The 23,867-nt window shown below is 63.9% G+C and carries 14 protein-coding genes and 1 pseudogene; 3 read left to right on the top strand and 12 right to left on the bottom strand.

The genetic code is table 11. From position 1 onward, the window contains the following. Window positions 1–218: 218 nt before the first annotated feature. Entirely contained in the window at window positions 219–6,644 is a 6,426-nt protein-coding gene (locus B0G81_RS08895) for an ESPR-type extended signal peptide-containing protein (protein ID WP_134134577.1), read from the bottom strand. 911 nt (window positions 6,645–7,555) lie between these two features. Then, a pseudogene (locus tag B0G81_RS45340) lies at window positions 7,556–7,882 on the bottom strand (YadA-like family protein); the annotation flags it as partial. A 506-nt stretch (window positions 7,883–8,388) separates the two neighbouring features. Between B0G81_RS45340 and B0G81_RS08885 the strand changes: the two are divergent. Beyond that, entirely contained in the window at window positions 8,389–9,501 is a 1,113-nt protein-coding gene (locus B0G81_RS08885) for a patatin-like phospholipase family protein (RefSeq protein ID WP_134134575.1), read from the top strand. 165 nt (window positions 9,502–9,666) lie between these two features. Here B0G81_RS08885 and B0G81_RS08880 read toward each other — a convergent pair whose 3' ends face one another. The 7 genes from B0G81_RS08880 to gltA all read right to left on the bottom strand — a co-directional run bounded on the left by B0G81_RS08880 (window position 9,667) and on the right by gltA (window position 18,270). Beyond that, entirely contained in the window at window positions 9,667–10,092 is a 426-nt protein-coding gene (locus tag B0G81_RS08880) for an OsmC family protein (protein ID WP_012427331.1), read from the bottom strand. Between the two features lie 279 nt (window positions 10,093–10,371). Then, window positions 10,372–10,926: a carboxymuconolactone decarboxylase family protein gene (locus B0G81_RS08875; RefSeq protein ID WP_134134571.1), complete on the bottom strand. Its 555-nt coding sequence runs from the start codon at window positions 10,924–10,926 to the stop codon at window positions 10,372–10,374. A 32-nt stretch (window positions 10,927–10,958) separates the two neighbouring features. Next, window positions 10,959–12,287 carry an aspartate aminotransferase family protein gene (locus B0G81_RS08870; RefSeq protein WP_134134566.1) on the bottom strand — a complete coding sequence of 443 codons (1,329 nt, stop codon included), beginning with the start codon at window positions 12,285–12,287 and terminating at the stop codon, window positions 10,959–10,961. 32 nt (window positions 12,288–12,319) lie between these two features. Beyond that, window positions 12,320–13,381, bottom strand: a complete 1,062-nt coding sequence (locus tag B0G81_RS08865) for a C45 family peptidase (protein ID WP_134143035.1) — start codon at window positions 13,379–13,381, stop codon at window positions 12,320–12,322. A 128-nt stretch (window positions 13,382–13,509) separates the two neighbouring features. After that, window positions 13,510–14,364, bottom strand: coding sequence for a MurR/RpiR family transcriptional regulator (locus B0G81_RS08860; protein ID WP_116145263.1), 855 nt, complete (start codon window positions 14,362–14,364; stop codon window positions 13,510–13,512). Window positions 14,365–14,471: 107 nt separating this feature from the next. Next, the gene (locus tag B0G81_RS08855; protein ID WP_106277630.1) at window positions 14,472–16,745 is read right to left on the bottom strand and encodes an amylo-alpha-1,6-glucosidase; all 2,274 of its coding nucleotides are present in this window, start codon (window positions 16,743–16,745) and stop codon (window positions 14,472–14,474) included. Between the two features lie 226 nt (window positions 16,746–16,971). After that, window positions 16,972–18,270, bottom strand: coding sequence for a citrate synthase (gltA, locus tag B0G81_RS08850; protein ID WP_134134562.1), 1,299 nt, complete (start codon window positions 18,268–18,270; stop codon window positions 16,972–16,974). 415 nt (window positions 18,271–18,685) lie between these two features. On the opposite strand from gltA, the gene B0G81_RS08845 reads away from it, so the two are divergent. Beyond that, window positions 18,686–19,087, top strand: coding sequence for a hypothetical protein (locus B0G81_RS08845; RefSeq protein ID WP_012427389.1), 402 nt, complete (start codon window positions 18,686–18,688; stop codon window positions 19,085–19,087). A 120-nt stretch (window positions 19,088–19,207) separates the two neighbouring features. On the opposite strand, the gene B0G81_RS08840 is transcribed toward B0G81_RS08845, so the two are convergent. The 3 genes from B0G81_RS08840 to B0G81_RS08830 form a co-directional block, all read right to left on the bottom strand. Continuing rightward, complete coding sequence (locus tag B0G81_RS08840) at window positions 19,208–20,005, bottom strand: alpha/beta hydrolase (RefSeq protein ID WP_134134557.1); 798 nt, start codon at window positions 20,003–20,005, stop codon at window positions 19,208–19,210. 105 nt (window positions 20,006–20,110) lie between these two features. Next, the gene (locus tag B0G81_RS08835) at window positions 20,111–21,163 is read right to left on the bottom strand and encodes a rod shape-determining protein (protein WP_106277624.1); all 1,053 of its coding nucleotides are present in this window, start codon (window positions 21,161–21,163) and stop codon (window positions 20,111–20,113) included. 163 nt (window positions 21,164–21,326) lie between these two features. Continuing rightward, complete coding sequence (locus B0G81_RS08830; RefSeq protein ID WP_116121009.1) at window positions 21,327–21,986, bottom strand: dienelactone hydrolase family protein; 660 nt, start codon at window positions 21,984–21,986, stop codon at window positions 21,327–21,329. 283 nt (window positions 21,987–22,269) lie between these two features. Here B0G81_RS08830 and B0G81_RS08825 point away from each other — a divergent pair, with 283 nt between their 5' ends. Further along, window positions 22,270–23,847 carry a DHA2 family efflux MFS transporter permease subunit gene (locus B0G81_RS08825; protein ID WP_106277621.1) on the top strand — a complete coding sequence of 526 codons (1,578 nt, stop codon included), beginning with the start codon at window positions 22,270–22,272 and terminating at the stop codon, window positions 23,845–23,847. The last annotated feature ends 20 nt before the right edge of the window (window positions 23,848–23,867 follow it).

Raw genomic sequence — 23,867 nt, 5'->3', positions numbered from 1 at the left:
TGACATTCCACCTGATGAAGCGTGGAACCGTCGGCGGCGGTAACCGCATAAGCATTAAACGTCGGCCCCGAGGCACTCGAACATCCGGCAAGCAACGCGAGGCTCAGCGATAAACTCCATTCAGAAAGCTGATTCATTATGTTCTCCGTACTGTTCTTTCGTACGCCCGGTTCGGCGCACGGTCGGGTTGTCCGCACTTGAGCGAAGGCATCCACGCCCTACCATTGCATGGCCGCGCCCATCCCGAAGGTGGTGCCGCCGGGGCTCATGCCGACGCCTGCTTTCATCTTGACGTTCTCGGTGAGACGAGCGGTTCCGCCCAACGCCACGGCCTGATAGCCACGGAAGCCCGCCGTGCCGATGCCGAATGACAGGGTCTTGTCCTTGTCGACCTCCGGAATCATCGTCAATGCGGTCGCCGCCGCGATGCCGGAATAGGCATTGCGCGCGACCGAATTGATGCCGGATTGCAGTTGGTCCACGCGCTGGTCGGTATAGGCATTGGCTTGCGCCAGTCCGGCATTGAGCTGGTCCACGTTGACTGCGTCCGTCCCTTGCGTTCCCGCTGCCACGTTCGCCACCTGCCGGGTATCGTTAAGTGAGCCGACGGATACCACGTTGCTTCGCCCCCCGTCCGAGCTATTGGAACCCAGTGCCACCGAATTATTCCCACTCGCGGCCGCGCCGACCCCCACCGCTGTCGCGCCCGTCGCGCTGGCTTGCGAACTGTTGCCGACCGCCGTGCTATTGGAGCCTGATGCCGACGCGCCGTGCCCGCCCGCCGACGAATTCGAACCGGTGGAGGCCGGTGGCGTCGGCGTGCCCGGCGAGGACGAGAAGCTGCCACCATTGTTGGTGGTCCGCTGGTTGATCAGCGTGGTCAACTGGGTCGACACCGAATCCAGTTGCGAGACGTTCACGGCGTCGGTACCGGCCTTGCCGGCCGCCACACCGGTGATCTGCCGATTACCGATGTTGAGCTCACCCGCGGACGACTGCGGACTGCTCAATCCATACGCGATGTAATTGCTCAACGCGCCAACCGTCGTCACCGATCCGGCACCCAGCGCAACGCTGTTTGCCATCGTCGCGCTCGCGCCGGCGCCCATTGCGATGGCATCGACGGCGCTGCTTTGCGCCCCCGAGCCAATCGCCACGCCGCCTGCGTTGGCGGCCTTTGCGTTCGCCCCTTGTGCGATCGACTGGGCGCCGCTCGCGATCGAGCCGCTGCCGAGCGCGATCGCGTCGGCCTGCGCCGCATTCGAGCTCTCGCCGATCGCAACGCCGCCCGGCGCCGTGGCATCGACGACGGCGCCGTTGCCGATGCCCACGCCGTTGTCACCGTTGACTACGGTCGTCGGTCCAACGGCAATCGATTGCGCGCCGACCGCCAGCGAATCCGCGGCCGTCGAGTTCGCATGAAAGTACATCTGTCCGGACACGGCGAACGACGACAGCGCGCCCGCAAGCTGTCTGATCGTGACGGCGTCCTGCGCCCGCGTGCCGTCCGCGACGTTAGTCAACTGGCGATAGGTGTTGCCGGTCACGCTGCCGAAAGACACGGCGCCGAGCAAGGTTTGATCCGACGTGTTGAAGGGGATCGCATGGCTGCCGTTCGCAATCGAACCGATCCCGGACAGCACCGCGCGATCGGACACGGATCCCGAGCCGATCGCGACTCCGCCGGCCACCGAAGCGCTCGACAGCGCGCCTAATGCAAGCGCGTTGTTCGCCTGCGCGGCAGCGCCATTGCCGCCGGCAAAGCTGCTCACGCCAGCGGCCGTGGCCCCCACGCCCGCCGCCAATGCATTGACGCCGGTGGCGCCGTCGTTGTTGTAGTTGCCGCCTTGCGTGCCGCCGTCGTTGACGCTGTAGTAGTGCGTCTTGCTGGCCGTCACTACTCCGGCGAGGTTGTCGACCGCCTGATCCGTCGCATAAAGCTGCGAACCGTTCACGGCATCCGTACTCGCCGCGTTCACCTGCCCGGCCGCCACGTTGGTCACCGTGCGCTCGTGACCCGCGCTACCCACGCTGACCGTGCTGGTCGGAGCAGTACCGGCGTACGTGTAGGCCGTGCCATCGATCGTGGCGCCGGTCGTTGCTACCGCCGCGGCCGTGATCGAGCCGCTGCCGAGCGCGACCGCATTGGCGTTATTCGCCACCGCGCCCTGCCCCAGCGCCGTGCTGTTGGCGCCGCCCGCCGTGGCAGCTACGCCGGCCGCCAGTGCATTGATACCGGTGGCGCCGTCGTCGGCGTAGTTGGCACCCTGTGTACCGTTGTCGTTGACGCTGTAGTAATGCGTCTTGTTGGCCGTTACCGTCGCGGACAGACTGCTGACTGCCTGATCGGTTGCGTACAGTTGCGAACCGTTCACCGCGTCGGTGCTCGCCGCGTTCACCTGACCGGCCGCCACGTTGGTCACCGTGCGCTCGTGACCCGCGCTGCCCACGCTGACCGTGCTGGTCGGAGCCGCGCCTGCATAGGTGTAGGCCGTGCCGTTGATGGTGACACCCGGCGTGGCCACCGCCGCGGCTGTTGTTGAACCGCTGCCCAGCGCCACGCTATTGGCGAACGTCGAGCTGGCTCCGGCACCAAGCGCTACGGCGTCGGTTGCGCTGCTTTGCGCGCCGGAGCCGACTGCCACGCCGCCCTGGTTTGCGGCACTCGCGTTGGCGCCCTGCGCAATCGATTGCGCGCCGCTCGCGACCGCGCCGCTGCCGAGCGCCATTGCGTCGGCCGCGGCCGAATGCGATTGCTGGCCGATCGCGACACCGCCGGGCGCGGTTGCATCGACCACCGCTCCGTTGCCGACACCTACGCCGTTGTCGCCGTTGACGACGGTGGTCGGTCCAACCGCGATCGACTCCGCGCCCACGGCCAGCGAATCGGCCGCCGTCGAATTAGCGTGGAAATAGTTCGTGCCGGTCACCGAAAACGACGACAACGCGCCCGCCAGTTGCCTGACGGTGACCGCGTCTTGTGCCTGCGTGCCGTCGGCCACGTTGGTCAACTGCCGGTAGGCGGTGCTGCTGCCGACGGACACTGCGCCGAGCAAAGTCTCATCGGAGGTATTGAACGGAATCGCGTGGGAACCGTTGGCGATCGATCCCGAACCGGGCAGAACCGTACGATCCGAAACCGATCCGGAGCCGATCGCCACGCCGCCGACCACCGAAGCCGTCGCTTGCAGTCCGAATGCGGTTGCGTTGTTCGCCAGCGCCTGCGCACCGTTGCCCAGTGCCGTGCTGCTCGCGCCGGAAGCCAGAGCGCCGACACCCGCGGCCAGCGCGTTGACGCCGATGGCGCCGTCGTCGGCATAGTTGGCGCCTTGCGTGCCGCCGTCGTTGACACTGTAGTAGTGCGTCTTGTTGGCGGTCACCGTCGTGGCAAGTGCATCGACCGCCTGATCGGTCGCGTACAGTTGCGAGCCGTTCACCGCGTCGGTACTCGAAGCGTTCAACTGGCCTGCGGCAACATTCGTCACGGTGCGTTCGGCGCCCGCTTTGCCGACGCTGACCGTGCTCGCCGGCGTGGTGCCGGCAAACGTGTACGCGGTCCCATTGATCGTCGCGCCCGGCGTCCCCACCGCGGCGGCAGTCGTGCTTCCCGCCCCCAGAGCCACCGCGCCGGCGTTGGTCACCGTGGCGCCCGAGCCGACCGCTACGCCTTGCGTCGCCGCGGCCGATACCGTTGCGGCGTCGCCGAACGCGACCGAACCGGCATTGTTCGCTTGCGATGCGTTGCCCAGTGCGAGCGCGCCCTGGCCGGTCGCGATATTGGCATTGCCGAGCGCCACCGCGCCCTGGCCGTTGGACGTATTGTTCGCGCCCATGGTTATCGCGCCGGTCCCGATCGCCGAGTTCGGATCGCCGATAGCGACCGCGCCGTTACCGCTCGCGGTATTGCCCACGCCGATCGACACCGCCTTGCCGCCGGTGGCCGTTGCCGTCTGGCCGATCGCAATGGCGCCGGCCGTGTTCGCGATGGCACCGGTGCCCTGAGCGATCGAATCGCCACCCCTGGCTTGAGCACCGTTGCCCAACGCTATGTCGTTAGCGGTGGTCGGTGCGCCGTTTACGCCGGCCACCGCATTCAGGCCTTGGGCGATTGAATCGTTACCGTACGCATTGGCGACCGGTCCCACCGCGATCGCATCGGTGCCGGTAGGAACACTGTCAGCCAATACCGAATTGGTATGGAAATATTTGATCCCGCCGCCATTGTTGATGTTGGCAATCGCTGTGGTATTGGTCGACACCTGCTGGTTGGTGGCGAACAGCTGGGATCCATTCACCGCGTCCGTGCTTGTCGCGTTCAGTGCAGCCGGCGCCATGTTGGTGATGGTCACCGGAGATCCGGCTCCCGCCCCGCCGGTCGCACCGAGCGTGATCTTCGTTCCGCCCGCCGCGTCGTACTTCACCGCGATATTGGCGGTGTTGTCGATATTCGTATTCAGCGCGGTCAACGCACCGGCAACCGTCGTCTGCGGGTTGGGTCCGCTTACGGCTCCGGTAGCGCTGACGGAGTTGACTGGCTGGCTAAAGCCGGTGATATCGCCGGTTGTCGCGCTATAGCTGGCGCCGCCGCCCAATGTGCCGGCCGTCGAGGCACCGAGATTATTAACGCCGGTCACAACCGTGCTCAGTTGCGAGCCGTTGATCGCGTCGGTGCTGGTAGCCGAAATCACACCCGCTGCCACGTTCTGCAGTTGCCGCTCTTTGCCAGCGGAGCCGACCGACACCACGCCATTGGCCGCGTTCGCGATGCCGGTCGCGGTGCCGCCGTAAAGCGCGGTAGTGCCCGTATGGGGCGCTGCGGTCGTACTGCCCGCGCCCAACGCGACGTCGTTCGCGTTGCTGGTTGATGCGCCGGCACCGAGTGCAATCGCATGGGTCTGATTGGCCACCGCCGAATCGCCGAACGCCAGCGCGCTCGCGCCGTTCGCGGTACTCGCGTTGCCCAGCGCGACCGCGCCTTGACCGTTGGCAGTATTGCCGTTGCCCTGCGCTACCGCGCCGTCGCCCGTGGCGGTATTATTCGCGCCCACGGCGACCGCGCCATTGCCGCTCGCGCTATTCGGATCGCCAATCGCGACTGCGCCGTTGCCGCTCGCGGTCTGCGCCTGACCCAGCGCGACTGCGCCCGTCCCACCGAGCACCTGGGAGTTATGGCCGCCGGCGAACGAACCCGCGCCGGCGGCCGCGGCGACGCTGCTGCCGTCGCCGATTGCAACCGTGGAGGCGGCGAGCGCTCTTGCCGCATTGCCGATGGCGGAAGCATTAGCCGCGTTTGCCGTTGCGGAGGTACCCATGGCGAGGGCATCTGTGTTGGCGCCCGTCAGCGCCGAATCGCCTATCGCGATGGACGAGGAACCCGCCGAACTCGCGCCGGAGCCGATCGCAATGGCGCGAATGCCCGACGCCGCGGCGCCTGCCACCGTCGCCGGGGTAGACGCGCCGCCTTCGGCAACGGTATCGGATGACCCCAACGCTATCGAATTGGCACCGGTGGCTTGTGAGCCGTTCATCATGCCGAGCGCGTTGAGCCCTGAGGCGGCGGCGCCCGCTCCCAAAGCCACGGCATTCTGTGCCGTCGCTTTGGACACTGTGCCGGCGGCGAGTGAAGAGGGACCGGACGCAGTCACGTCCGTGCCGACGCCAATCGCTCCGGCCGCCGTTGCGCCGGTGCCGGCGACAGAACGCGGTCCGAGATAGACGGCGTTGAGTCCGCTGGCGATGGACTGGAAGCCGACAGCAACAGCATGCGTGCCGGAAGCCGCAGCGGTATAGCCCACGCCGACGGCGGCGGGTCCGCTTGCCACGGCCTGGAAGCCAATCGCCGCGGCATAATCCGCATTCGAGGTGACGTCCGTGCCGATGGCGATGGAGGCCGTACCGGTCGAGCCGGTGCCCGCCGCAGTGCGCGCGCCCAGATAAAGGGCGTTTGCACCGGTGGCGCTGGCTCCCGAACCAACGGCTATACCGTTGGTCTGGGAGCCTGTGGCTCCGCTGCCCAATGCGACCACGCCCGAGGCGGCAGCGTTGGCACTCGAGCCCATGGCAACGCTGTTGTCGCCGGTTGCTTTCGCCAACGGGCCGACAGCGGTGGACACATTCCCGCTAGAAACGCTGTCCAGGCCAATGCCAATGGCCGACGTTCCACTAGCGACGACATCCGTTCCGATGCCAATCGCCGACTGCGCCGTCGCGCCGGTGCCCGCAGCCGTACGCGCGCCCATATAGATTGCGTTGGTCGCACTCGCAATGGCCTGAAAGCCAAAAGACAAGGCATTCAGTCCCGTACTGTTGGCGCCATAACCTACCGCTGTGGCTCCGCCTCCAGAGGCAGTGGACTGAAAGCCCACGCACGTGGTGCTGCCGCTATAAAAGTTGTACGGTGCCGCCGAGCAGCTCGCCTGCGCTTGCGCCTGCGCGGCCCATCCCCCGAAACCCATTAGCAACAGCACGGTGACGACACGCGCTCCCGAACCTTGCGACGCCGCAGAACCCTGCTCGCCGCTGCGTGCGTCGCATATGGAAGCAGCCGCTCCCGACTTTCCCTTGCCGCGCGATACGTCCAGCTCCGACGCGGCTACGAAGGCGCCTAACGCGTTGTTCCAGATGGTCCGATATGCTTTGTTCATGCCGTTGCCTCACGAGGAATTGAAGTTCGAAGTTCACAAAACGCGAGCGTGTGCATGCACCCGATTTATTCAGGATGCCTATTCATGATTTACAAACCGTCTCGTTGCGGCACGAGGTGTTTCAGCGTTGGACCGGTTGCGAACCGCCCTCACTCCCGGCGAACCACGAATCTTGAGCGCGAGCGAATACCACGCCTGCGATTCGATTCGCATGACTAAGTAAATAGTGAAGTTCGGTCAGATAGCCAGTTTTTGAGGTACTGGCCGCTGAGACGTTTGACGAATGTCTGGGTTAGGAAGGTCCGAACGGTAGACGCAGAGGAAAAGCGATCATATGGTGGAACGCCAATTGCCGGCCAGGCCTTAGTGCTTTCTTTGCCGAGCCAGTGCCCGACTCTGTTCCGACTGGGTTACTCATCGTTACCGCCCCCTCAGTAGCCTGCTGCAAAACGCTTCCTCGGCCGTGGCATGGCAACCTGCCCTTGCGCCCGCTACACGGACCGTTTTTTCTTTCTCGCAACGCATTGAGCACTATGTGAGACGAAGCTCCCGCGCTATTCGCATTGGATGCGGTGGCTCCCTCTATTTGAATCGAGTAATAAAAGGAAAGATGAGTGCCCGCGCGAACTCTCTCATAGGTCTTTTCATTTGTCTACAAAAAGCCTATGGCGATATTCAGGTACTGCGGAATCAACAATTAAATTCCATTAACCCTACTCGCGACTCCGGAAATTGGTCAGGGTTTCCTGACATAGATTTCAGGATATCCGTAATTTTTTCTTAATTTTTTTACGTCGGTTTTCAGCTAGCAACACGCAAAAAAATGCAAGACAACTGGTGAAGAAATAGACTCCGTTCGGTCCGTTTCGTCGAACACTTCGATTTCTTCCATGTCTGCCCGCGACTGCCGATGTGCTTTCCGTAACACCGACAGCGAAACCAGTTTGGCCCGCATAATTGCCGACCGCCGCGCCAATGACCGATTTTCCGGGAGCCGGCGCTTGCGGAAGCATCGAGAGCGCGACCGCCGGGGCCGAACCAGCGTTAGCGTCACGGCGGTATTTCTGCATATCGTCACGGATGCTGTTAATCGCGCTATTCATCTGGCGCACATCGACAGCGTCAGTCGGAGCCGTACCGTCTGCAACGTTGGTAATCTGACGCGCAGCACCCGGCGCACCGACCGAAACCGTATTGTCCCGGTCTGCGACTGAATTTGCACCCAAGACAACCGAATCCGTGCCTGTCGGGTCTGCAACCGTACCATTCGAGCCGGATGTCGAAATCCTGTCGACCGTACTGGTGATTGACGTCCGATTGCGATCCGCGCAAGCCAAGCCGCATTGAAATTTGGCCGGCAGATGGGCCAGCGATGTTATATGCGACCAAACATTGCTACGCATGGCTACAGGAAGTGTTGCCTCCTTCACGACGCAGCGGGGTCGCACAAAAGACGGCGAAACTATTACAAAACCCTAAATCTGGCAAATAATACTGATTTGTTCTGCGAGGCATTACGATTCGATTTCGTTTCCTGAAACGTTTGCTCCTTATCGGTTAAAAAGCCATACGAATGCAGCAACCCTCGTTTTTCAGGTTAATCGCTCACGCACAAAAGGCGCGCCCCACCACGCGCCATGGCGGAAATTCGTGCGGTGCAGTACAACGGTTAAAACCGCGCCGGCACTTTCGTTTTCCCCTATGAGGTCAACGACTGCTGCGCGACCGCAGCACGGAGGTCAGGATGGCGACGACAAAAGACATTCCCATGATCGGCCTCGCCCTCCAGGGCGGCGGCGCGCACGCGGCGTTCACGTGGGGCGTGCTCGACCGCCTGCTCGACGAAGTCGGGCGCGGAACGCTGTCGATTCTCGCGATCAGCGGCGCGAGCGGCGGTGCGCTCAACGCCGCGGCCTGCACGTACGGCCTGAGCAGAAGTCCCACCGACGCCAAACGGGCGCTCGAACAACTCTGGACGCTGGTCGGCGCCGCGTCGAAATGGCAGCCGTTCTACAACTTACCCACGGATCTTCTGAAGTCTCCCGAGCGCTGGAATGTGGATCTCAATCCGGTGGTGCTCGCGCAAAGCATGCTCGAGCCGCTCAGTTCGCCGTACGCCATGCCGTGGCTGACCAATTCGCTCGGCTCCATCATGGAAACGGTGATTCCGGATTTCGGGGTCGTCAATCACCCGAAAGACGCCGTGCCCCAGCTCTTCCTGGCGGCGACCAACGTCAACCTGACCGCGCTGCGCATCTTCGGTCCGGGGGAAATTTCGGCGAAAGCGCTGATGGCCTCAGCCTGCTTCCCGACACTCTTCGAGGCGGTGAAAATCGACGGCGAGTTCTATTGGGACGGCGGCTACCTGGCCAACCCGGCGCTCGCGCCGCTCGTCAAATGGGCCGACGACATTCTGAGCGTTCTCATCGATCCGCTCCGCACGAAGCATGGCCCGCCTGAACGCCCGAGCGAGATCAACAACCGGATCAACGAAATCAGCTTCGGCGCGTCGTGGGTCGCGGAAGTTCGTCAGATCCAGCTGATCAACGAACTCGTCGCCGAAAACCCTGGCCTTCAGCACCACGGAAAGCCTTACTCGCCCAAGCGCTTTCACGTGATTCGCGCCGACCGCTTCATGGACGAGATCGGCGCTGCATCGAAGAACACGCCCTCCATCGAATTTTTCCGCGCCTTGCGCGAGGCGGGCCATGCCACGGCCGACACATGGGTGCGCGATTGCCTGCCGCGCGTCGGCAAGACTTCAACTTTCGATCTCGACAAGTTCGTGAAGAACCGCGTCAAAGGGACGCCCACTGCGATGCGCACCGTTCAGCGGGCCGAGGGTGAAGCGCCTTGATGCGCCTTATCTGATCGTTTTCGCGTCGGGCCGGTTGCGTAGTGCTGCGCGCAGGCGAAAGCGCAACGGCATCGGCGCCTTCAAGGCCAGCACACAAAAGCCGGCGCCGGGTTTGACCCGCGCGCCGGCTTTATCGCCTGTCGATCACCAAAGAAAGTCGAGAACTCAGGTTTCGAGTTTCGCGTCCATCGTGATCGTGGCGTTCAATACTTTCGACACCGGGCAGCCGGCCTTGGCGTCGGCGGTCGCTTTGTCGAAGGCGGCTTTGTCGCCGCCGGGGATTTTCACGGCTACGTCGAGATGCACCGCGGTGATCGCGAAACCGCCGCCGTCCTTGTCGAGCGTGACGGTCGCCGTCGTGCCGATGCGTTCGGGCGTAATGCCGGCCTTGCCCAGTTCCGCCGATAGCGCCATGGAGAAACACCCCGCATGCGCAGCCGCAATCAGCTCTTCCGGATTCGTGCCGATGCCGTCCGCGAAGCGTGTCGAAAACGAGTATTGGGTCTCCTTGAGGACGCCGCTGTCGGTGGAAATCGAGCCCTTGCCGTCTTGCAGGCCGCCTTGCCAGACTGCTGATGCCTTGCGCTTCATCGCTCTCTCCTGTTTGTGCCTGCTTCGCGCGCTGCACGACCGAATCTGACGCCTGCCGCAACGATCCCGCCCGGGTGGTCTGCGGTTTCGGCATCGGTCGAGAATGTCGCGCGGCGTCGCCGGCGCGGGCGTGGACCGAACTCCATCATAGGCGCTTCCGTGTGCCAGCGTCGTGACGCTGCGGCGATTGGTCAAACAGAAGCCTATCAGGAGCCGCCCGCGCCGAAGTTGCCCCTCGCAGCGCGCGCAACTGCACAACGGCGCCGCCATGCCGCCGGCCTATTCGGCGAACGGCAAGCTCTCCTGCCCGAGCGCGCGCATGCCGAATACGTTCAGCGTCATGGCCACCAAGGCGTAATAGCCGAGCAGGCCCACCAGGTTGATGACCACCTGATGTCCGAAGCGTTCGACCGCCTTCGCATAGATTGCGTCCGAAACGCGCTTGGTGTCGTACAGCTCGCTCGCGAAGTCGTGGATCAACGCGTCGTCGGCGTCCGCGAAATCCGGGCGCTTTCCTTCGCGAATCGTCTCGGCGTCCGCTTCGGACACGCCCGCCTGCAGCGCGATCGGGTAGTGGATGTACCACTCCGCCTGCGCCTGCCAGCGCGCCGCGGTCACGAGAATCGCCAGCTCCGACAGGCGCAGCGGCAAACCCGTCCGATAGCGGCAGAACGCGCCCAGACGTTGCGCCTGCTGCGCCAGCTCCGGACTATGAATCCAGCCGAGAAACGGCCCGTTCAGATTGCCGCGCGGGCCGGACAGAATTTCGTCGAGCACCGCTTTCTGTTCAGGCGTGGCGGCGGACGGGTCGAAGTGAGGTAAACGTTCGGTCATGATCGCTCTCTTGATTGGTGGCGTCGGAATGCTCAAACGGCGGCGAGCGCGCCGCAGACCGCATCCGTGAACCGGCTGACGATCTCGTCGATGTCGCGCTCGGTGCAGATGAACGGCGGCGCCAGCAGCACATGATCGCCGATCCGGCCGTCGACGGTGCCGCCCATCGGATACACCATCAGACCACGCGCGAACGCCTCACGCCGGATTGCAGCGTGCAGCTTAAGCCGGGCGTCGAACGGCGTTTTGCCGACACGGTCCTTGACCAGCTCGACACCGACGAACAACCCCCGGCCGCGCACGTCGCCGATATGCGGATGCTGTGCGTAATGCTCGCGCAGCCGTCCGCGCAGTTGTTCGCCGCGGGCGAGCACATTCGCCAGCAGATTGTCATCCGCGATCACGCGCTGCACTTCGAGCGCCGCGGCGCAGGCGGTGGCGTGACCGATATAGGTATGGCCATGCTGAAAGAACCCCGAGCCGCCGACGATCGTCTGATAAATCCGGTCGCTCACGAGCGTCGCGCCGATGGGCTGATAGCCCGCGCCGAGCCCTTTGGCAATGGTGAGGATGTCCGGCGCCACGCCGTCTTCGTCGCAGGCGTACAGGTAGCCGGTGCGGCCCATGCCCGACATGATCTCGTCGAGAATCAGCAGCACGCCGTAGCGATCGCACACCGCGCGAATCTTGCGGAAATACTCGCGCACCGGCGGCACCGCGCCGGCGGTCGCGCCGACCACCGTTTCCGCGACGAAGGCGGCGACCGTATCCGCGCCGAGTTCGAGAATCTTCTGCTCGAGTTCGTCGGCGAGACGCTGCGCGAAGGCCTCTTCGGTTTCGTCGGCGCGCTGCTCGCGATACGCGTAACACGGACTCACGTGATGCGCTTCGATCAGAATCGGCAGGAACGGCTCGCGTCGCCACGCATTGCCGCCGATCGCCAGCGCGCCGAGCGTGTTGCCGTGATAACTCTGCCGACGCGCGATGAAATGGCGGCGCTGCGGCTCGCCCTTCTCCACGAAGTACTGGCGCGCGAGTTTCAGCGCCGCCTCGATCGCCTCCGAACCGCCCGAGACGAAATACACATGTTCGAGCCCGTGCGGCGCGCTCGCCACCAGGCGGTCGGCGAGTTCCTCGGCAGGCGCGGTGGTGAAGAACGACGTGTGCGCATACGGCAACTGCTGCGACTGTCGTTTGATCGCGTCGATCACGCGCTGGTTGCTATGACCGAGACACGAAACGGCGGCGCCGCCGGACGCGTCGATATAGCGCTTGCCGGTGGAATCGATGATCTCGATGCCGTCGCCCGCGACGGCGACCGGCAGCGACTGTTTAGGCGAACGATGAAAAACGGTGGACATGGTGTTCGGTTTCCTGTGATGACGGCAAGCGCTTATGCGCCGGCTCGTGCAGACGCCGCGCGGGCGATGAAGGTGTCGAATGCGCACTGCCCCTGCCGGTAAACTTTCATCGACACACCAGCATCGCCGATGTCGAAGAGTGCGGTGGCGAGTGTGTTTTCGTCGTCCGGATCGCGTGGGTCGTCGCGGTAGATCGGCAGGCCCGAAGGCGCGCGATCGTGCAAGACGTCGAGCAAGGCGGCGGGTTGCAACGAGCGCACGACGGTGGGCAACAAGGCATCCACGCGCAATTGACGGTCACGCGACGAATCCGTGACGATTTGCGCTTCGGCCTCGCAGCCTGGATGAATCATGTGGTTCGCGTGGCCGCTGAGATTCGCCACCGGTTGCACGGAACATCGCCGCGCAGTGGCTTCTACGCTGAAGAGGCGCGCGTCGCCCGCACAGCCGAGCGTGTGATGAAAGCCGCTCGCGGCCGGCGTGTTGCGCAGAATGCGCAACGCTTCATCGAGCGAAGCGGCATCGAGTACGGCCCGTGCGAGGATCATGCGCGGCACGCCGGCGAGCGGCGTGCGAATGCGCAAATTGTTGATCGCCTGCACGATACCGGCGCGGCTCGCGGCGAAGGTGTGGCCCGGCAGCGATCCGGGGTAATAGAAACTCACGAAGCCGGGTTGGCCGGCCGGTTGCACCTCGACAAGCGCACAGCGCTCGCGCAGAAACGGATCGCCGTCTTCGTTATGCGCGATGAAGCGCGTGTCGCCAACGACCGCCGCCAGCGTGGTGCAACCGTCCGGCGCGTTGTGGATCAGTTCGCCGCGGCAGTTCCAGAGAAACACATCTTCGGCCGACCAGCCAAGGCCCGCCGCCAATCCATCCAGCTCGGCGAGCAACGCCGGGAAATGCGCTTGCGTTGCATCGCGCAGTGCCTGCACGAACGCAGTGCCGCGCCAGCGCCGAACCGCCTGCCATGCGCTGCTCTGATTCATGTAGTCGGCGAAAACCGGCCGCGCCAGTTCACCTAGCCGGTAGCCTATGTCATACGGCTTACCGCTCACCTGCACAAGATTCAAACCCTGCTTCGAGGTCACCATCGCACCCATTCAACAATCGGTACGCATTTATACTTTAAAACAACATTTGTTGTCAAACCAGGTCATATTTATCCAGATGGAGTGGTCCCGCATTCACGCGAGACCTCGGCCCGATCAGACAGGAATGTTCAAGGCACGTATGCGCCCTTCGCGTGCAGCGACTGCTCCGCGATAGCGAGCTGTTCGACAGCATCCGCGCCTTCCAGCGCGAGCAGATGCGCGACCAGCGACTCGGCCAGCGCCGTAGCCGCCACCAGCGATGGAAAGAACGAAGGACTCTCGTGCGAAAAGATCAGCACCTTGTCGGCGTTCAAGGCGATCGGCGAGACGGCGCTGTCGGTAATGGCAATCAGCTTGCTGCCCTTTTCCAGCGCAGCTTCGGCTACGCGCGCGGCTTCCACCGAATACGGCGCGAAACTGATCACGATGGTTGCGCTGTCACGTTCGACGGAGCGCAGTTGCATTTCCAGCGTGCCGGCCTCGCCGTTGAGCAGAGACACCGAGGACCGAAAGAGCCGGTAACCGTACACGAGACCGAACGCGACCGAGTAACAGGAGCGGAAGCCGGCCACATGCACATGCGGCGCACGCCGCAGCAGACGCGCCGCTTCAACAATCACACGGCCGTTATGCGCGGCGGTGACCTCGAGGTTGTGCTGCTGCGCGACCAGCAGATCGTTCGCCAGCGCGTCTTTCGATTTGACGAGCGAACGTGCGCGGCTCGTGAGCGGTTCGGGCCGCGTGCGCACGCGCGCGACGAACAGGTTGCGCAATTCGTTCCAGCCGGGGAAACCGAGTTGCTGCGACAGGCGCACCAGCGAAGCCGGTTGCACCTGCGCTCTTTCCGCCACTTTGCGCATGGAGGAAACCGCGACCTCGTCGGGATGATCGAGCAGGAAACCCGCTCCCATCTGGAACTGCGGACTCAGTTCGGAAAAGCGCGCCCGGATCAGGGCGGCGAGCTGGTCGAAACTGTCTGGCATGCGGAGGTACCGGGCGAACGGTCGATAAGGATGACAACAAATGTTACCACCCGGCACCTTGCATCCAACAGCGGTTCCGACACGCTTCGCGTGCTTTCAGTGCCTGTTTAAAGAAGCGCGACCACCCGCACGTCGCCCTGCTCCGCCGAGGCCACGACCTTATCGCCGATGCGGCGGAAGGTGATCGACACGGAGGCGTCGCCCACCCGCAGGTCGCCCACTTCGAGCCAGTCGATGCCTTCGGGCAGCATGGGCTGCTCGATCACCACTTCGCGCCGCTCGGCGTCGATCGTGATGCCCAGACACGCTTCGAGCATCATGAACGGCGAGCCCGCCGCCCATGCCTGCGGCAGACAGGCGACCGGATACGCGGTGGGCGGCTCGCCGCGCCGCCGTGGGAAGCCGCAGAAGAGTTCAGGCAAGCGCATGTCGAAGTTGACCGCCGCCTGGAACAGCGCCTGCAACAGCCGTACGGCCGCCGCTTTGCCGCCGTAGCGCGACAGGCCGCGCGCGCACAGCGCGTTGTCGTGCGGCCAGACCGAGCCGTTGTGATACGCCATGGGGTTGAAACGCGACTGGCTCGCGGCCAGCGTGCGCACGCCCCAGCCCGTGTGGAACAGCGTGGAGTCGAGCGCGCGCACCACCGCTTCGCCGCGCTCGCGCGAAGGCAGACCGAAGGCCAGCAGGTGTCCCGCATTCGAGGCCATCACGCGGCACAGATCGCCGTGGCCGTCGAGCGCGATGCCGTAGAAGCCGGCCTCCTCCATCCAGTACTTTTCTTCGACGCACTGACGGATTTTCTTCGCACGCTCGCTGTATTGCGCCGCCGCGTCATGCAGGCCGCGCAGCTTTGCGAAGTGCGCCATGGTGTCGAAGGCGGAACTCGCATAGGCCTGCACTTCGACGAGCGCAATCGGGCCGTCGGGAAAGTGGCCGTCGGCGTGAAAGACGGAGTCGTGGCTGTCTTTCCAGCCTTGATTCGCGAGACCGCCATCGGACTCGCGCTGATAGTCCAGCAGGCCGTAGCGGTTCTTGTCGCACACGCCCATGACCCACTGCGCCGCGCGCTCCAGCGCCGGCCACAATTCGTCGATCAACGCGAGGTCGCCCGTGCGGGCTGCATAAGCGCCGGCCAGCACGATGAACAACGGCGTGGTGTCGACCCCGCCGTAATACAACGCGAACGGCACTTCGCCGGTGGCCGCCATTTCGCCCTTGCGCATCTCATGCATGATCTTGCCGGGCGCGGCATCGCGAAACGGCGAGTTCTCGCGCGCCTGATGTTCGGCGAGAAAGCGCAACACGCCCGCGGCCAACTGCGGCTGCAGCCACAGCGTTTGAAGCGACGTGATGACGGCGTCGCGGCCGAACGGCGTGGAGAACCACGGAATGCCGGCGTACGGATACGGGCCGGTCACGAGGTCGGTGGTCAGCAGGCCGAGATCGGCGAGCGAGCGGTCGATCCACGCATTGAAAAGCGGATTGCTCGAACGCACGCGCGCGGTAACGCGGCGACGCTCGCGCATCACGAGGTGGGCGTCGACGAGCGCGGCGCGCACAGCCGCGCGGCCGACGCGCGGACGCTCGGCGTCGATCTGCGACAGATGCGCTTCGCTCATCGCGTGTGTGGGCTGCGAAACGCCGGCAATCGGCTTGTCCGTCTGCGCGACGACCTGCACCGCCACCGACAGATAGATCGACACGCACGCCTGGGCCGGCAGCTTGACGGTGTAGTCGGCGCGGTCGGCGAAAAGCTTGTCCGGTTCCGGCGAGAAAGCGATCCGCACATTGCGCGCCACGTCGTCGAGGCCGACGTAGCCGAGCAGCACCTCGCCGTGCTCGACGCGCGCCGGTTCGACACGGCCCTGCTTGTCGCGCTTCAGGCCGCGCACTTCGAACATGTCGCGGAAGTCGCTCGCGAACGAGATGGACAGCGGCACCACGGCGTCGCTCGTGCCGTAGTTGGTCAGTTCGATGGCTTCGTTGAGCACGGTGCCCGACAGCACCCGCACGCGCTCGACGTGGATCACGCCCTCAGGCGTGCTATCGCCGCCGAGCGGCGGCAACGGCCGGTTGGTCAGATGTGCCGTAAACGACGTGTTGTCGCTGCTCACGCTGCCCGACAACAGCGAAGGCGCGCGTCCGCCGAAAGTGAGGCGCAGTTGCGAGAGAACACGTGTGTCGTTGACGAACAGGCCGTCGTCGTGGCCGGTGATATCGCCAAGCGGATCGTTGACGATGAACGTGTCGCCCGACTTCAGCACATGCTGAGTGGCGCTCGCGACATTGAGGTTTTCTGTCGGGATGAATACGCCGTCCGGCTCGGGTTCGCGGTGATCGATTCCGCCCGAAAGGCCGCCGAGGGCTTCTGGCTGCTGCATCAGGGTCACTCCTATGGGTTCGCTGCTGCGTTCACGCTGTTGCGTTCGGTCTACATCCGGTTGCTGTCTGAGTCGCTTCCGATTGTAGAGGGTCTGTCCGCGTCAGACGAACTTATCACAGGAGAGTTGCGGTTTTTTTTCAGTGGCACAGGACGTGCAGAGGAAGGGCGCGGCGCTCCTCGTGAGAGCGCCGCGCGGGCGTGAGGCGGGTGAGCGCCCCGACGCTTTAGCGCCCGGCCAGCGGCGCGGCTTCGCGTTGCGTTTCGCCGACGAAAAGCTGACGCGGACGGCCAATTTTCTGTTCCGGATCGGCGATCATTTCGTTCCACTGCGCAATCCAGCCGACCGTGCGCGCCATCGCGAAGATGCACGTGAACATGGCTGTCGGAATGCCCAGCGCGCGCTGCACGATGCCCGAATAGAAGTCGACGTTCGGGTACAGCTTGCGCGACACGAAGTATTCATCTTCCAGCGCGATCTTTTCGAGCGCCATGGCGAGCTTGAACAGCGGATCGTCGTGCAGACCCAGTTCTTCCAGCACTTCGTGGCAGGTCTCGCGCATCAGCTTTGCGCGCGGATCGTAGTTCTTGTAGACACGGTGGCCGAAGCCCATCAGCTTCACGCCGGAATCCTTGTCCTTCACCTTCGCGATGAATTCGGGGATGTTGTCGACCGAGCCGATTTCTTCCAGCATGTTCAGCGCCGCTTCATTCGCGCCGCCATGCGCCGGGCCCCACAAACATGCGATACCGGCCGCGATGCACGCGAACGGGTTCGCGCCCGACGAACCGGCGAGACGCACGGTCGAGGTCGATGCATTCTGCTCGTGGTCCGCGTGCAGGATCAGGATGCGGTCCAGCGCGCGCACCAGCACGTCGTTGACCTTGTATTCTTCCGCGGGGTTCGAGAACATCATGCGCATGAAATTCGCGCTGTACGACAGGTCGTTCTTCGGATAAACGAACGGTTGACCCACGGTGTACTTGTACGCCATCGCGACCAGCGTCGGCAGCTTCGCGATCATGCGGATCGCGGAGATATCGCGGTGCAGCGGATTGCTGATGTCGAGCGAGTCGTGATAGAACGCCGACAATGCGCCGACCGCGGCGACCAGAATCGCCATGGGGTGCGCGTCGCGACGGAAACCGCGGAAGAAGAAGTGCATCTGGTCGTGCACCATCGTGTGCTGCGTGACGGTCCGGGCGAAATCTTGCTTCTGCTGCGCGTTCGGCAATTCGCCCTTCAGCAGCAGGTAGCAGGTTTCGAGGAAGTCGGCGTTCTGCGCCAGATTGTCGATCGGATAACCGCGGTACAGCAGCTCGCCTTTGTCGCCGTCGATATAGGTGATTTCGGAGTTGCATGCCGCCGTCGACATGAAGCCCGGGTCGTACGTGAACTTGCCGGTCTGGCCGTATAGCTTGCGAATGTCGATCACATCCGGTCCGAGCGTGCCCTGATAAATCGGCAAATCAATAGTCTGGTCGCTGTCGGAAAAGCTCAGCGTTGCGTGTGTCTTCGAGTTCATCTACACGTTCCTTTTACTTTCACATCGCACACGTGCCGGCATGCTCGATCGTCAGAAACGCATTGGCATGCTCAGGCTCCGCTCGGCATTTTAAGGTCCGGCGCCCCCCCGATTGCGACGAATGACCGCAACAATGCATCTCGGCTGGCGCAACATTCGTTGCTGGCATGTCCTCCTGCAAAGGCTGGATACCGCGGGGAACCGGTCGCGCCGCACCTGTACCCACACCCACTGCCAGCAAAATGAAAGCTGAGCACTTACTGCAACAATGTTTTGCGGCAGTCAGGCTGCGAAGGCAAGAGGGCATCTGCGATACTGCATTCGTGTTTTGCTTCCCCTGCGAACACATCGCTGTGTTTGGCCCGCCGTCCTGCGGCGGGCCTTTTTAATCAGCCAGAAGAACAGGAAGGACTTTATGAACGCCTCGCTCGAAACGCTGTTTCCGGATCACGTCCACACCGACGAGAACATCGTCACCGCGCTGAATCACCAGGACATCGTCGTCGCCCTCTCAGCAGCGCTGAAAACGCAGGACGTGGCGGTGTTGCATATGCTCTACCCGCGTACCGACGCGCGCACGCATCGCAGTCTCGATGCGCTCGTGGATGTGCTGCACGGGCACGGCCTGCATGAGGTCGCGGATCTGATCGCGCAGGAAGCGCACTATCTGCTGTTCAAAGACCCCGTGAAAGCGTGGAAAGCGTTCCACGAAATTCGCAACGACTCGCTCGCGATCGGCGTGCATCTGTACTATCACGGACTCGTTGGCGAAGCGGCGGAACGCGCGCTCGATAAAGACGCGCATCGCAAGGCATGAGGTCGAGCGTTTGAGGTGTTGCCGGGATCGAGCCAGCCCGCGGATCACCGCCGCGAGCGCGAGCCACCCGGCGCGCTGTCGCCGTGCATTGATTGCACGTTTATTACGCGCTCGTTGCGGTTATTGCGTCCGTTGCGCGCTCGCTGACCGAATGAATTCGTCGACGTAGCGATTGAACGCCGATGGGTGCGCGAGGTTCATTCCGTGCGACGCACCGCGCACTGTTGCGCGGCGCGCATCCGGCAGCCAGTTTTGCAGCGCGGCCGCCGTGCGGCGAAACATATCGGGACTTTTCTCGCCGTCGATCAGCAGCACCGGGCAACGCACCTCGGCGGCCTGCTCGGGCACATAGGCGGGCAAGGGATCGCGGAATTGACGCGCCAGCGTGTGCGCATTGTCGGTCGCCATCCGGCGAAAACCCGGCGTGCTTATCGCCCAGAATCCGGGCCGGCTGACCGAATCGACGAACAGTTGCAGACCGGCCTCCACATCCCCGCTTTCGATCAGTTGCACCGCTTTCGCGCGCAACGCATTGACCGTTTCCGGCAGACTCGCGGGCGGCCGTCCGGCAATCTGCAACGGACCACCCGGGTCGGCGAGCGTCAACGTCCGCACGTGTTCAGGATGGCGCCGCGCGAAATGAAACACGACGCAACCGCCGCGCGAATGTCCCACCACATGGGCCGGCCCAACGCCGAAGCGCTCGATGAATTCCGCCACTTCGTTCGCGTGGTCGCTCCAGCTGAACGGCAGGCCGGGCTCGGTATCGGCCGCCGGCCAGTAGTGCGTGAGACTTACCGCCACACAGCGGTAGTGCGTCGACAGGCCCGAGAGTTGCGGTTGCCAGTAGCGGTAGTCGCACAACGAACCGTGCACGAACAACAGCAACTCACCCTCGCCGGCTTCCACGTAAGGCATGCGCAAACCGCTTCGCAGTTCGATGAAAGATGCCGAAGAAGGCGAAGCGCACACAGGTCGATTCACGAGTAGGTAGGGACAGCGCGGCAAGCGCCGCGTGCAAGATCATTCGTAAGCGAATTCGTCCAGCAGACCGGCGGTGGCCGCCGTGCCCGCGCCGCGCACCGCGCAGGTGAGCGGTTCATCGGCGACGCGCACATCGAGGCCGATTTCGTCCGTCAGGCGGCGGCTCAGGTTGCCAAGCAGCGCACCGCCGCCCGTCAGCACGATACCGCTGTTGGCGATGTCGGTCACCAGTTCGGCCGGCGCTTCTTCGAGCCCGCGCTTGACCGCGCCGATCATCTGACGCAGCGGTCCCTCGATCGCATCGGCGATATCGTGGTTGCTCAGTTGAACCGTGCGCGGCAAGCCGTCGTCGACGCTGCGGCCGGTCGCGTTCATGTGCTCGCGCGGCACATCGCGCATGGCCGAGCCGATGTTTTTCTTGACGTGCTCAGCGGTCTGCTCGCCGAGCAGCACGCCGTACAGATTGCGCACGTAGCTCACGATCGCCATGTCGAAGCTGTCGCCGCCCACGCGGATCGAGCCGGAATACGCCATGCCGCCGAGCGCGATTACGCCGACTTCCGTCGTGCCGCCGCCGATATCGACCACCATCGAACCGGTCGCCTCCGACACCGGCAACCCCGCGCCGACCGCCGACGCCAGCGATTCGCCGATCAAACTCACCTTCCACGCGCCGGCCGCCACGGCTGCTTCCTTGATCGCGCGACGCTCGACCTGGGTGGCGCCGGCCGGCACGCACAGCGTGAACGCGGCGCGCCGGCTGAACAGCGGCCGAGGGCGCGCCATCTCGACGAATTGCTTGATCATGTGTTCGGCGGCGGAGAAGTTGGCGATCACGCCGTGGCGCATCGGCCGCACCGCTTCGAGATTGGTCGGCGCGCGGCCCAGCATCTGGCGCGCCTGGGTGCCGACCGCGGCGACGCGTTTGGGCCGGTCGGCGGTGTCTTTCTGGAAGCACACGACGGACGGCTGATTCAGCACGATGCCGCCGTCGTCGGTATAGATCAGGGTGTTGGCCGTGCCGAGGTCCACCGTCACGGATTGACGGAACAGGCGATCGAAAAGCGGGTAATGCGGCGTCGGTCTGGCCATAGGAAGGCTCTGATGTGTCGTTATCCGCCCGTACCGGGCAGTCTGGAAAATGCGCCCCCGGTCACCCGAGCCGCTTGGGCCGCCCTGTCGGGCGTTCCGCGGTCCGCGCGGCGGGGGTGATTTTCATACTTATGAGCAGTTAACGGCAAGCGGTTCAGAATCTTTAGCCGTGCGACAAAGCGCCCAACGCGTGTTCGAGCGCCTCCTGGCCGAGCGCGACGCCGTCGGCGTTGATCGTGTGGCCAATGCCGGGCAGCGCATAGGCGTCGACGGTATAGCCGGCGCCGTTGAAGGCGTCGGCGGCGGATTCGAGTTCCTGCACCGGGATCACTTCGTCGTCCTCGCCGTGGATCAGCGTGAGCGCCGTGCCGTTTTGCGCGACGATCACCGAGGCGAGCCGCCCGGAATACGCGACCACGCCGGCCGCGCCTTCCGCGGTGGTCGCCACATGGTGCATCGCCATGATCGAGCCTTGCGAGAATCCGACCAGCGCCAGGCGCCCGAACGACACCTGCCAGTGCGCGAGTTCGGTTTCGAGCATGCGTCGCAACGCCGGATAGGCCGCGGCGACGCGCGCCTCGCGATTGCCTTCGTTGACGTCGCGCAGACTGAACCACTGGCGTCCGCCGAAGCCGCCGTCGAAGGCGTCGGTGCCGTCGAGCGAAGTGAAGGCCACATCGGGCAGGCTCTCGCTCCAGATGTCCGCCAGCGGCATCAGATCGCGCGCATTACTGCCGACGCCATGCATCAGCACCACCAGCCCTTTGGCAGGCGCGCTCGCCGGCGCGCGCCGCCAGCCGTGTTCGAATTGCTCCCAGGCCATATTCGCTCCCTTTCTCTCTTGATTCGTGGATGGTCGTCCCGCATGCGTGAACGCGCGGCGTCGTCATGTCATGTATAGCGCCGTGCGCTGCGTGCAGCCTCAGTCGCGAGCATACGCTGCCGGATTTGTTTTCGCCCTCGCCTTTGCACGCGCCGATGACGTCCAAACGTGAATGCAGGTATGCTTTTGCGAGCATTCAGCGGACCTGCGGCCTGGCGCTTCGCGCGGGCATGCAATACGACGTCGCCGCGGTTGTCCGCGGCACACCGACCCGGAGAACCGTTTGAGCCAGCCCACTCCAGCGCCCGCCGCGGCGCCGCCCGCACCACCGCCGCCGCTGAAGGGCGGCCAGCTGGTGCTGGCCACGATTGCCGTCGCGCTCGCCACCTTCATGAACGTGCTGGACACGTCGATCGCGAACGTTGCGATTCCAACCATTTCCGGCAACCTCGGCGTTTCGGTCGATGAAGGCACGTGGGTCATCACGGTGTTCGCCGCAGCCAATGCCGTGTCGATTCCGCTTACCGGCTGGCTCACGCAGCGCATCGGCCAGGTGAAGCTGTTCGTCGGCGCGATCCTGATGTTCGTGCTGGCATCGTGGTTGTGCGGCATTGCGCCGACGCTGCCGATCCTGCTGCTCGCGCGGATCTTCCAAGGCGCCGTGGCCGGCCCGCTGATTCCGCTGTCGCAAGCCATTCTGCTCGGCTCGTATCCGAAGGAAAAATCCTCGACCGCGCTCGCCTTGTGGGCGATGACCGCGACCGTCGGCCCGATTGCGGGCCCGGCGCTCGGCGGCTGGATCACGGATAGTTACAGCTGGTCGTGGATCTTCTACATCAACATTCCGGTCGGCATTTTCGCGGCCGGCGTCACGTGGATGATCTACCGCACCCGCGAATCGCCGACCCGCAAGCCGCCCATCGATGTGGTCGGGCTCGGCCTGCTGATCACGTGGGTCGCCTCGCTGCAGATCATGCTGGATAAGGGCAAGGATCTCGACTGGTTCTCGTCACCGGTGATCGTGATTCTCGGCGTTACCGCGCTCATCAGCTTCGCATTCTTCCTCGTGTGGGAATTGACCGAGGAACATCCGATCGTCGATTTGCGGCTGTTTCAGCAGCGCAATTTTCTCGGCGGCACGATTGCGATTTCCGTCGCGTATGGCGTGTTCTTCGGCAACCTCGTGCTGCTCCCGCAATGGATGCAGGAGTATCTGAATTACCGTTCCATCGACGCCGGTCTCGTGACCGCGCCGCTCGGCATATTCGCGGTGATCCTCGCGCCGGTGATGGGCCGCGTGTTGCCGCGCTCGGACGCGCGCGTGATCGCCACGCTGGCGTTTGTCGGCTTCGCGATCGTGTTTTACATGCGCTCGAAGTATGTGATCGAGATCGACACGTGGCATCTCGTGCTGCCGACTCTGCTGCAAGGCATTCCGATGGCGCTGTTCTTCGTGCCGCTGACCGCGATCATCCTGTCCGGCCAGCCGCCAAACAAGATTCCCGCGGCGGCGGGTCTGTCTAATTTCGCCCGCGTATTTTGCGGTGCGGTGGGCACTTCGATCGCCGGCAACGAATGGAACAACCGCACGGTGCTGCATCACGCGCGGCTTACCGAGCAGGCCTCCATCAATAATCCGACGTTCAATCAGCAGATCGATTCGACCCAGTCGCTGCTGCATCTGAATTCGCAATCGGCCCATGCGTTATTCGATTTCAGCGTGAACACGCAGGCGGCCATGATGGGCCTGAACGATATCTTCTTCGTCTCGGCGGTCATCTTCATTCTGATCATTCCGCTGATCTGGATTACGCGGCCGGCGAAGGGCGGCGGTGGCCCGGACGCGGCCGGCGCGCATTGAGCGCGACGGTATTTTTAACG

This window comes from Paraburkholderia sp. BL6665CI2N2 (assembly GCF_004366535.1).
Classification (GTDB): domain Bacteria; phylum Pseudomonadota; class Gammaproteobacteria; order Burkholderiales; family Burkholderiaceae; genus Paraburkholderia.
The sequence above is the reverse complement of the archived record's forward strand: the minus strand, read 5'-3'. Positions and strand labels throughout refer to the sequence as shown.